Source organism: Methylocucumis oryzae (genome assembly GCF_000963695.1).
Classification (GTDB): domain Bacteria; phylum Pseudomonadota; class Gammaproteobacteria; order Methylococcales; family Methylomonadaceae; genus Methylovulum; species Methylovulum oryzae.
Window position 1 is genome coordinate 1 of record NZ_LAJX01000199.1, and the last position, 10,822, is coordinate 10,822.

General features: G+C 42.5%; 13 protein-coding genes. 5 read left to right on the forward strand and 8 right to left on the reverse strand.

Going from position 1 to position 10,822, the window contains the following annotated elements; genetic code table 11:
- From VZ94_RS16820 to VZ94_RS29480, 3 genes are all read left to right on the forward strand, one after another.
- Positions 1–517, forward strand: a 517-nt coding sequence (locus VZ94_RS16820; RefSeq protein ID WP_045780107.1) for an MbnB/TglH/ChrH family RiPP precursor modification enzyme, incomplete at its 5' end; no start/stop codon positions are given.
- Complete coding sequence (locus VZ94_RS16825; protein ID WP_239650023.1) at positions 498–1,061, forward strand: HvfC family RiPP maturation protein; 564 nt, start codon at positions 498–500, stop codon at positions 1,059–1,061. The genes VZ94_RS16820 and VZ94_RS16825, both read left to right, overlap by 20 nt.
- A 28-nt stretch (positions 1,062–1,089) precedes the next feature.
- Complete coding sequence (locus tag VZ94_RS29480; protein WP_439097749.1) at positions 1,090–1,335, forward strand: HvfC family peptide modification chaperone; 246 nt, start codon at positions 1,090–1,092, stop codon at positions 1,333–1,335.
- Here the strand turns inward: VZ94_RS29480 and VZ94_RS16830 are convergent.
- Positions 1,332–3,242: a calcium-binding protein gene (locus tag VZ94_RS16830; RefSeq protein WP_045780108.1), complete on the reverse strand. Its 1,911-nt coding sequence runs from the start codon at positions 3,240–3,242 to the stop codon at positions 1,332–1,334. The two genes, VZ94_RS29480 and VZ94_RS16830, sit on opposite strands and share 4 nt — an antisense overlap.
- A 429-nt stretch (positions 3,243–3,671) precedes the next feature.
- Here VZ94_RS16830 and VZ94_RS29485 point away from each other — a divergent pair, with 429 nt between their 5' ends.
- Both VZ94_RS29485 and VZ94_RS16840 read left to right on the forward strand, forming a co-directional pair.
- Positions 3,672–3,833: a hypothetical protein gene (locus VZ94_RS29485; protein WP_239650025.1), complete on the forward strand. Its 162-nt coding sequence runs from the start codon at positions 3,672–3,674 to the stop codon at positions 3,831–3,833.
- Positions 3,834–3,854: 21 nt separating this feature from the next.
- A complete protein-coding gene (locus VZ94_RS16840) occupies positions 3,855–4,268 on the forward strand; it encodes a helix-turn-helix domain-containing protein (protein WP_239650026.1) in 414 nt (137 codons plus the stop codon).
- Between the two features lie 64 nt (positions 4,269–4,332).
- Here the strand turns inward: VZ94_RS16840 and VZ94_RS23545 are convergent, their stop codons facing one another.
- The 7 genes from VZ94_RS23545 to VZ94_RS16865 all read right to left on the reverse strand — a co-directional run bounded on the left by VZ94_RS23545 (position 4,333) and on the right by VZ94_RS16865 (position 10,662).
- The gene (locus VZ94_RS23545; protein ID WP_082081761.1) at positions 4,333–4,740 is read right to left on the reverse strand and encodes an MnmM family RNA methyltransferase; all 408 of its coding nucleotides are present in this window, start codon (positions 4,738–4,740) and stop codon (positions 4,333–4,335) included.
- On the reverse strand, positions 4,707–4,895 hold the full coding sequence (locus tag VZ94_RS23550) for a hypothetical protein (protein ID WP_052700676.1): 189 nt from the start codon (positions 4,893–4,895) through the stop codon (positions 4,707–4,709). The genes VZ94_RS23545 and VZ94_RS23550 overlap by 34 nt, the downstream gene beginning before the upstream one ends.
- Positions 4,896–5,073: 178 nt before the next feature.
- The gene (locus tag VZ94_RS29490) at positions 5,074–5,469 is read right to left on the reverse strand and encodes an FAD-dependent oxidoreductase (protein ID WP_239650029.1); all 396 of its coding nucleotides are present in this window, start codon (positions 5,467–5,469) and stop codon (positions 5,074–5,076) included.
- A 155-nt stretch (positions 5,470–5,624) separates the two neighbouring features.
- On the reverse strand, positions 5,625–6,149 hold the full coding sequence (locus VZ94_RS29495) for an FAD-dependent oxidoreductase (RefSeq protein ID WP_239650027.1): 525 nt from the start codon (positions 6,147–6,149) through the stop codon (positions 5,625–5,627).
- Between the two features lie 182 nt (positions 6,150–6,331).
- Positions 6,332–7,357 (reverse strand): HD-GYP domain-containing protein, encoded by a 1,026-nt coding sequence (locus VZ94_RS16855; RefSeq protein ID WP_045780110.1) that lies wholly within the window; start codon positions 7,355–7,357, stop codon positions 6,332–6,334.
- A 2-nt stretch (positions 7,358–7,359) separates the two neighbouring features.
- The gene (locus VZ94_RS23555) at positions 7,360–10,074 is read right to left on the reverse strand and encodes a PAS domain-containing hybrid sensor histidine kinase/response regulator (RefSeq protein ID WP_052700677.1); all 2,715 of its coding nucleotides are present in this window, start codon (positions 10,072–10,074) and stop codon (positions 7,360–7,362) included.
- A 12-nt stretch (positions 10,075–10,086) separates the two neighbouring features.
- Positions 10,087–10,662, reverse strand: a complete 576-nt coding sequence (locus VZ94_RS16865; RefSeq protein ID WP_045780111.1) for a DUF1638 domain-containing protein — start codon at positions 10,660–10,662, stop codon at positions 10,087–10,089.
- Positions 10,663–10,822: the final 160 nt, after the last annotated feature.

A 10,822-nucleotide genomic window follows, 5' to 3' on the forward strand; every position in this document is an offset into this window, starting at 1 on the left:
ATTACCGATACCGTTTACCGAAGAAGCGGTACATCACGTTGCAAGCCGTATTAAACGCGTACAAGAGTTGTTAGAGCAAAAAATGGCACTGGAAAACGTGTCATACTACGCCGCGCCAGGCCAAGAAATGTCCGAAAGCGATTTTTTTAATGCGGTAGTCGCAGAAGCCGATTGCGACGTGTTACTCGATATTAATAACATCTATGTCAATAGCGTTAATCATGGCTACGATGCGGAAGCGTTTTTACGCACCATGCCAGCAAAACGCATTGCCTATGCCCATATCGCCGGACATTATGTCGAGGCAGAAAATTTCCTAGTGGATACTCACGGTGCGGAAGTCATTGATCCCGTCTGGAAACTGCTAGGTAAAGCCTATGAATTATTTGGTGTGTTTCCAACGCTATTAGAGCGCGATTTTAATATTCCAGCGTTCGATGAATTAATCCGCGAAGTCGAAACCATTAACACCATACAAAACGCATGGCGTAATCATCATGCACAACAATCGGCCTAACACTATGGCGGTCGATTTCAAATTAAAACAGCAAGAATTTGTCTCGTACCTTCGAGACCCTGAGCTAAATCCTGCCCCTAACGATGTAGATTCCACTCGGGTTAATCTCTATCGAGAATTATTGTTTAATAACATCGATAACTTTCTTGCCAGTAATTTTCCCGTCTTGCGTAAAATTCATGATGAGTCGCAATGGACGGCGCTAGTACAAGACTTTTTTGCCCATCACCACAGCACAACGCCGTATTTTTCTGAGATTGCCGAAGAATTTCTTAGCTTTTTACAAAACGAACGCGGCACACAAGCACAGGATTATCCGTTTCTGTTAGAACTCGCGCATTATGAATGGGTTGAAACAGCACTGATGATTGACGAAACGCCGTTAGCGCCTAACCCGACCGGGTTAACATTATCTGAGCAAGTGTTAAACGTATCGCCCTTAGCTTGGCCCTTAGCGTATTTATACCCTGTTCATAAAATCGCACCAGGTTATTTACCCAGTACACCACCTGCCGAGCCGACGTTTTTTAATTGCGTACCGTAATCCAGAGGATGACGTACATTTTTTAGAAATTAACGCATTGACCTATGCGTTGTTGGAGTTAATGCAGCAATACCCGGCACAAGAGGCTCAAACCCTATTGCGACAACTGGCTGAGCAAGTCAGTCCCAACCATCCGGACTGGGTTATCGAAACAGGGCTAGGGATGTTAGGTACGCTGTATGAAAAAACTATTGTTTGTTTGGGGTGTGCTGAAGCTAACTACTCTGACCCATGTTATTTGCCCAACCCCTCACAGTTACATGTAAATCGCTAAACAAAAATAAAATGGTTGTCCGGCAAACCAATAGGCAGTCCTATAATCGATAAACTGCTAACGCTTGCATGTTCACTAAAAGCACTACTACCAATGGCAGATACCAATTTGGCGGTACTTGCACCGGTTTTCCAAGACACTCGGTCAAAGCCCATTTCAAAATAAGAGCTTGGTCGACTAATAAGGACGGTAGATTGTAGGATATAACTCGCTCTATGTGAGTATGTATAATGATAACTGGGAACGGCTTTTATCACAGCCCCATCTCTTCTATGGACAAGTAAAACATCTTCCAAACCAAAACCGCTTAAGTCTATTACAGGTAATTGACTTTTTATGGTGCTATAGTGCTGGCCGCCGAAATCGATAACTACATAATTAACGACGTTCGGCGAAAAAAAATCATCAACAGTGGTTGCTGTTTCGGTATTTAACAGAAAATAAGATGTCGCGATAACGGTATCTGGATTGACCTGAACACTCACTTCATCTCGGGTTAAAACCCGATAACCGTCACGATTAACGCCGTTGTCAATCCAATTTTCTTTTAGTAATAGCAAATCGTTAGGAGAGTTATTTAAAGTTAAGAGATTATCTTTAATATTCATAGCAAGAACGTCTTGCGCAGTTAACCTAAAACTATTGGCATTACCTAAGCATTTAATAACTTCAACCCCTTGGATTTTAAGCTCAGAAAAATCAATGTCTTGATTAGGGCCTGTTAAGGTTAGTTCATCATAGCCTTTGCCTCCGTTGACAAAACTATAATTAATGCGACTAAGCGTCATTAAATCATTGCCGGCACCTGCGTAAAAGTAACCAGCCCCTTCTAACATGTCGCTACCGTCCCCCCCATACAAATAACCTACTCCCGTTATTACATCGTTGCCACCATAACCATGAAGCCAATCATAGCCGAAACTATGACCGTTTATACCGCCGTTTATGTGATTAGCAGACGAATTACCAAGAATGACATTAGTTAAGTAATTGCCCATGCCATCAATAGCAGACGCACCGGTAAGCGTTAAATTTTCTACATTATCGCCTAGCGTGTAGCTAATTGAGGCAATAACAGTGTCCCTTTCTCGATGTAGTTTATATTTTTCAATAACAACATCATTAGTGTTATCCACCCTATATGTGTCTTGCCCCCTTCCTCCCACAAGCCTATCAGCACCCGCTCCTCCGTCTAAGCTGTCGTCGCCATCATCTCCGGCGAGTACGTTAGGTAAGGCATTACCAGTCAATGAGTTGTTTAATGTATTGCCATAACCATTAACCATTTCTGAGCCAATAAGCACTAAATTTTCTATATTATTACTTAGCTTAAAATGAACTGATGATTTGATCGTATCGATACCTTCATCAGTTAGCTCAATGACTTTATCTCTTGGGTTGTCGACGATGTATAAATCATTAGCAACTCCTCCTAGCAGCCTGTCCATGCCAAGACCACCATCTAGCCAATCTTTACCTAACCCACCCTCTAGCTGATCATTGCCATCACCGCCTAATAAACTATCGTTACCTTCGTGGCCGCTTAGTATGTTCGCATTAGCGTTACCCACTAAAGTATTTGCCATAATATTACCGCTACCATTAATGGCTTCGGAGCCAGTTAAGGTAAGATTTTCAACTCGGTAAGACAATCGATAGCTTACACTTGCTTTTACCGAATCTAACCCATGACCCTCTAGTTCAATGACTTTATCTCTCGTGTCATCAACAATGTATCGATCATTCCCTAATCCACCAATTAGCATATCTTTTCCTAAACCACCGAATAACCAATCATTACCTGCGTAACCATAGATAGTATCGTTGCCAGCAAAACCAAACAGCTTGTCGCCATCAGTTGAACCGATTAATAAGTTACTTTCTTGATTGCCTATATATGTAGCCATGACTTAACTCCAGGTTATGTAAGTCTCTATAAAGATGATATAAGTATAAAAGGAGTTAGAAATTCAGAAAACATCAAAATTCTATCATAACAGTGGTTTTAATAAATCAATCTAACTCGTAAGATGTATGAATATAAGGTATTTTTTCGCCAAAAATCCGCCGTTGGCGCACACTGAGGCAGATTCGCTGATAGATACTGTTAAAGCATTCAAACATAGCGCATTATAAAAACAAAAACAACTGCTAAAATTAGCTTGGTAGTGGTATTTTTCATGGGCTTTGATCTATCACTTTCTAGGCTCAAACTAGCTGGTTTAACTTGATTGGAGTTGTGTTAATCACCTAACGCTAGACAGTCCAGTTGCACATTTGCGATTTATACTTCATTGGCGTATGATTCAAAAATGCTGGCTATTATCGAATCCCCTTTGTTCACAACGCTCTGGCCTGAATACTGGCCGGAAGAAGAACATTCCAAATTCACGGCTTTTCTTGCTGCAAATCCAGAAGCGGGGGATGTTGTTCCAGGTTCAGGTGGCTGCCGGAAAATCCGTTGGTCACGTTATGGCTCTGGAAAACGTGGGGTGTAAGAGTCATTTATACTGCCCGCCTTGAAAGCGGCGCATTGGTTTTGCTGGTTATTTATGCCAAAAGTGCAAAAGAGAATATTCCAGCCCACCTACTCAAACAAATTGCCGAGGAAATGGGACATGCTTAACGAAACAACGTTGTTGGAACGCGATGCCAAAAGAAACATTGGTGAGGAACTTCTTGCCGCCATCCAAGATGTTAAATCAGGCCGCCATGGTGCTGTGTATACCATCGAACCTAACGAAATAGTGGCTGCGCGAGTAAAATGTGGCTTATCCCAAACCCAGTTTGCAAAAGCATTGCATATTTCATCCCGTACATTACAACAATGGGAACAGGGACGTCGGCATCCCTCTGGTGCAGCTGAAACATTACTAAAAATTGTCGCAAAACATCCAGAGCTGTTACGTGAATTGTTAGACCCAACCCCATAATGATCTGGGGTGTGTTTTTATTGACCGCAGATCCAGCACTCAAACATACAGTGACCTTATTCAATTACACCTGAATCATCAATAAGCTAGGCGCTGCAGGATTGGTTGGATCAGAGCTTAAACAACTAACATGATAACGCTGAGCCGACAACGCTAAGCACCAAGTTTTTACTGCGTCGGCTTCGCGAAAACCACCGGCATGGCCTGGGTAAACAATAATGGAAACAACGCCTTTAGGTGCAAGCAAAACGTTTAATACCTGCTCAAGAGCTGCTAGCGTGGTTTCGCTTCGGGTAATTTTGGCTTTATCGCCACCCGGTAAATAACCTAAGTTAAACATCACAGCTTTAATCAAACCGTGCTCTGATACTGGAATAAAACGCGGCATTTCACTATGACAAGCACAAAAAAGCTTTAGATTATCTGGCTGATGCGTGGTTATTTGCGTCGCTGTAATGGCCTCTGGCTGAATTCAAAACCATAGACTTTGCCTTTTAGCGTGACTTGATTGAGCAAAAATTGACTATCAAAACCATTACCCACCGTGGCGTCAATCGCAATATCGCCGTGAGTTAAGTGCGCAGCAATAAACTCATGTGCTGCACTAACAATAGAAATGCGTGTCATAAAATCCTAGGGCTACCCGTTTAAGACGGGACAACTAAAATGGGAACAACGTCATTCTCGGCTCGTCAACTGCTCCGGCGTTGCTAAGCCACATGGATGTGTTTGAAACTTTGCCATCCATGGCGGCTGGATTCCGGCAATCCCTGCCGGAATGACGGTTTAGCTTTACGGGCTAAAATTAAAAGTGTCCCATCTTGAGTGGGTAAGCAAATCTAGCAATATCAACAACACCCGGCAAACTCGCCTGGTTTAATAAAACGTCAGCAAAACGTTTGCAGTAAAACGGCAATGTTAAACTGCCTTTCGCGCCAAAGCCATTAAAAATAGCAAGCTTAGACTGCTGCGGGTGAAAGCCGATAAACGGTTGTTTGTCTAACGTTGTAGGTCTGACATTAGCCTGTTGTGCAGTAACGCAAAAACTTGCAAAGTCACCCAACCGTTGGGTCAATGCGGTTAATAACTCATGACGGGCATTTAATGTCGGTATGTTATCTAAGTTTTGATGCTCAAACGTAGCACCTAACCGGTAGCTTTCATCACCTAATGGAATAAACCAATAGCCAAAATTCAACATCACATCAGGCAACGCCGCGTTAGTCGATAACGTTTAAAATTTCGCCTTTCGCTAGTTGAAACGGTAGCTGACCAAACCAAGGGTTGTGTACACCTTGGTAACCCTCGCAAGCTATTAACCACTTCGCGCGTATATCTTGCCAACACACAAACTCATTAAAACTGACTGAGGCATAATCGAACTGAGTTTGCCGATAACATTGGTGCGCAATAAAAAAACGCTTTTAATGCGGTAAGCAACGCTTTAGTCAATAAATAACCGGTTTGCTGCTGCTCAATAAACCCATAAGCATGATGAAACCATGGCTTATCAGCTTCGCTATGCAATTGACCTAAATAATGACCATAATCCGCTTGCTTTAACCGTTTAACAGCATAGCCATATTCTTGTTGGGTTTGAAAAACTCGCCACATCGGTTTTTCAATATAAAACGGCTGCTGAAACAAAGCGCTTAATTGCTGATAGTAACGCCTGGCTTCTATTAACATCCGCTCAGTTTCAGGAGATTTCACTAGGCGCATACCGGTTATCGGATTCATTAACCCGGCTGCAATTTGCGAGGCATTCTCTAAGCCATTGTCTACAACAAGAACGCTTATTTGTCGCTGGATTAGCTCATAGGCTAAAAGGCTTCCAGCTAAACCTTGGCCTATGATGAGTACATCATAATAGTCAGACATGACGAAGTTTAAACACGATGGCTACCAACCTAAGTAGGGACAGGGCGTTTAGAACGCAGGTGTTGGCAGCAGGGATGCTGCCGCCAAGCCTACAGGGATGTATTTACGGCGTCCTGCGCTCTGAATGCCCTGTCCCTACTCGGCACTATCCCGGATAAAGAGCATAGCCAACACATGAAGCACTATTGACTGGTCTTGAAATCTTGCTCTAAGAATAATTTCAAACACACATCAACCACATCACTATTAAAAAAGCTATCTTTTTTGCTGGTAATTTCGGCTAAACCTCTATCCAGTCCTAATCCTGCACGATAAGGACGATGCGACATCATGGATTCGACGACATCAGCAACTGCAATAATCTGTGCTTCTAATAATATCTCGTCTCCGATTAAACCATTTGGGTAGCCAGAACCGTTAAGCCGTTCATGATGTTGTAGCACAATATCAGCTATCGCCCACGGGTAATCAATCGATTTTAAAATATCATAGCCAGTTTGCGGATGTTCTTTAATCAAATTGTACTCGTTCACCGTTAATGAACCTGGCTTGCATAAAATTTCAGCCGGTACTTTAATTTTGCCAACATCATGAACGATAGCGGCTAAATGAATGCCTTCAATCTGGTTATCGGGTAACTGTAATTGTTTAGCAATGGCTACGGCAATTTGCGCAACACGGCGTTGATGCCCTGCAGTATAAGGGTCACGCATCTCTACCATCGAGGCAATTGCCATAATCGAATCTAATAAACTGGTGCGTAATTTCTTTTCGCTTTCCAATAGCTTATTGCTGCGCTCTTCGACTAATTGTTCTAATGAATTGCGTAACCGCGTTAACTCTAAATGCGTGCGTACTCTCGCTAATAACTCACTGCGTTGATAAGGTTTCGTGACAAAATCCACTGCCCCCATCGCAAAACCTTGTACTTTTTCATCGGTTTCGGACACGGCGCTAACAAAAATAACCGGTATATCTGCTGTTTCAGGGCAAGCTTTCAATTGACGACAAACGTCAAAACCATCCATCCCAGGCATACGAATATCAAGCAACACCAAGCCCGGCGGATTACGCATGGCCGCATGTATAGCCAGCTCGCCATTAATGGCTGAACGAACCTCATAGCCTTCGTCTTTCAAAATATCCGTCAGCAGCTTTAGAGAATCCGGCGTATCGTCAACTGCGAGAATATAACTTCTTGCAACCATTGTTATTCCATAAGTGGTTGTACCACATTTAAAATGGCTGGATAATCGAAATTTCCAGCAAAATAAACTAGTTTTTTAGCTAAATTTTCATCGATTAATTTAATGTCGGCAATAATCGCGGTAATTTGCTCACTATCCAAATTCTCTACAGCGTCATAGAGCGCTAGGCGTAATTCTTTAGGCACTAAAGCAAAATCATCTGAAGTTAATTTAGTGACAACCTTAGCATGAAGCGCGGAATCTGGCTGTTGATAATCAAATTCAACACCTAATAAGCGATTTAAACAGTCATAAATATCGCTAAATCGATAAGGCTTTCGGACAAAATCATCCATGCCCGCTTGAAGTAATTCGTCGCGTTGCTCATTAAACGCAGAAGCGGTTAACGCAACAATTTTAACATCCGCACCACCTGGTAACGTGCGAATTTGTGCTACTGCTTCAAACCCATCCATCACCGGCATACGTCTATCGATCCAAATGAAATCAGGTTTCCAATCAATAAACCGTTGAATAGCTTGAGCACCTGTATCCGCTGTTTGAGTCGGGAATCCGATAACCTGCATGAGTTTCTCCATTAACAACTGATTTTCGCGTTGGTCATCGACAATTAATACGCGATATATCGGTTGTCCTTGCGCTAAACCGACTACATCACCTCGGCCACATTGGCGTTGAATAGCACTTATATCATTTATATTGGCTGCATCTAACGGTAAGTTAACTAAAAACAACGAACCCTGATTCACAACGCTATTAATCGATAACGTGCCACCCATTAACTGCACAAATTGACGAGTAATGGTCAATCCCAATCCTGAGCCTTGATGACTACTCACTTCATTAACTTGCACAAAAGGCTCAAAAATGCGTTGCTGGTCAATATCCGAAATGCCACAACCGGTATCTTCAACTTCGATAAGCAAATGTGACACGCTATTTTCCTTAACGCCTAAGCGCACAGTCACACCGCCGTTATCAGTAAACTTAACCGCATTGCCCACTAAATTAATCAGCACTTGGCGTAAACGTGCTTCATCACCTTTAATGTAGCGGGGAAATGCTGAGGATTGGTCTAATATAAGCTTTAAATTTTTTTCTTGCGCGCGAATTTGCATCATATCAACAACATCTCGAACTAAAGCGCCTAAGTCGAAAACCTTATGCTCTATTTGCAATCGGCCCGCTTCAATTTTCGCCATATCTAACACATCATTAATCAGCGTTAATAAATGCTCGCCACTACGGTTGATAATATCTAAATTCTCAGTCTGCGTTCTCGATATACTGGGGTCTTGCCGCATTAAGTTAGAAAATCCCAAGATAGCATTAAGCGGTGTACGCAGCTCGTGACTCATACTGGCTAAAAAAACACTTTTCGCACGATTGGCAGCTTCAGCTGCATCACGCGCTAAAATCAACTCAGCCGTTCGCTGTTGCACTTGCTCCTCTAAATGCTCGTGGTAGCGCCTAAGTTCTTCCTCGGCACGTTTAGTTTCTGTAATATCTTGGCGCACTTGCAGGTAATTACATAAACTGCCTTTATCATCATAAACTGGAGCAATACTAATATGCTCCCAATAATAATCCCCTTGTTTACGCTGATTTTTAATAATACCAACCCAAGGTTTACCCGCGCTTAAATAAGCCTGTATATGGGCAAAATCATCGCTTGTTAACTCAACAGAAATGAGTTCACGCAGTGATTTTCGATACATATCAGCAAACTGATAACCACTCATACGCGTATAAGCTTGATTACAAAATAATAAACCGCCTTGTAAATCCGTAATTAAAATACCTACGGGACTTTGCTCTACGGCTTGTGCCAAGCGGTTGATTTCTAATTCAAACAAATGCTTCTCGGTCATATCTATCGCAATCCCATCCCAAATAATCTGACCGTCTAAGTTTTGATAGGGATGTGAGCGGACGCGAAGCCAACGTGATTCGCCATCTTGTCGTTGGAAATGCAATTCCATCTCAAAGTCTTGTAAATTCCGTCTACTTTCTTCTTCCATCTGTAAATAAGCCTGCTGTTGCTCGGGCGCAATTTGCGCTAGCAACACCATTGCATCAGCGAGTACCTCTGCAATCGTTACACCATGGATATTTTCAACCCCAGAACTTACATACAGAAAACGAGGTAAACCGTTTTGATAAGTAAATTCATAAAGATAACTATCAGGTAAATTGTCACCTAAAATGCGCAAACGCAGTTCACTTTCTTGCAAAATACGCTGTGCTTGTTTGTGCTGGCTGACATCGTCATAAATGATGACGATTTCATTATTGGGCAATGGGTAAATGCTATAGTCACGCCAGTTGGTAACGTGATTATCGCCACGGTACGAAAGCGTGAGCTTTTCCAATACACCCGTCTGCCAAACACGTTGCAATGCTTGAAGCAAGCCGGATTCAGCCGAATTAGGCAGAACATCCAACAGGTCTTTACCAATAACCTCTGCTCTATCGAGGGCGTCGATGCGTTCAGCAGCTAAGTTAATGGCTGTAAACAGAAATTGACGACCACTATCTAACACGTTAAACACGGCAACGCCGCTACTCATGTTCTCAAATAACGCGTCTAAGCGTGAGGGATTTTGTTCTAAGGTAGCTTTTATTACTCGCCGCTTATAAGCAGGCAGATAAAATAGCAAGCTCAGCAGCATAAATACCGTGATTAACAACCCTAAATAAACGCTATCAAAATTCATTGCTGAGATGCATTACTGGTTATGTTGAATAGCTCGTTTTAAAACCGATTCTAGTTGCACTAAATCGACCTCTAACCAACGCAGGGGTAATCCCATTGCGACACTAATTTTCTCAGCAGCTTCGGTATAATCTCCTGAGCATGGCGTGCGTAAGCCTAAAAAATAACGATGACTGAGTTGAAAAATCTCGCGCGTAATATCGGGTTTATTACCAAACGTTTCGATAATCACGTTATCCCAATTAAGTACCCAATCTTCTAATAAAAAAAATGCACCTTGAGTTAAATACTCGCTAAATAGCTCAGGGCCTAGCAACATTTCTACACAGTTTTGCGCTTGTGTGCGATGACAGCAGTTCACCGCCACGATGTGCTCCATTTTAGGATGGCAATGGCCGTAAAAGACAATTACCTCCTCGTCTTGATGGCGAATCAAGCCTTGCTGTAACTCGCTGGCTAATTTTTCAAAATTAACATGTAGCGACGCAGCTAAAAAATCTGTGCTGAGTGGCCAGGCATTTTTTTTAATTAAATACTCGATTTCCTTTTGTAAAATCCCGCAACCTAACAAGACAGGAGGCTTAGTCATACCAAATACACACTATAGTAGGGACAGGGTGTTTAGGGTGCAGGTGTTGGCAGCAGGGATGCTGCCAACAAGCCTACAGGGATGTATTTACGGCGTCCTCGGCAACTGCTCCTGCGTTGCTCTACTACACGCCATCCTTGGCGATATGCACCTGAATACC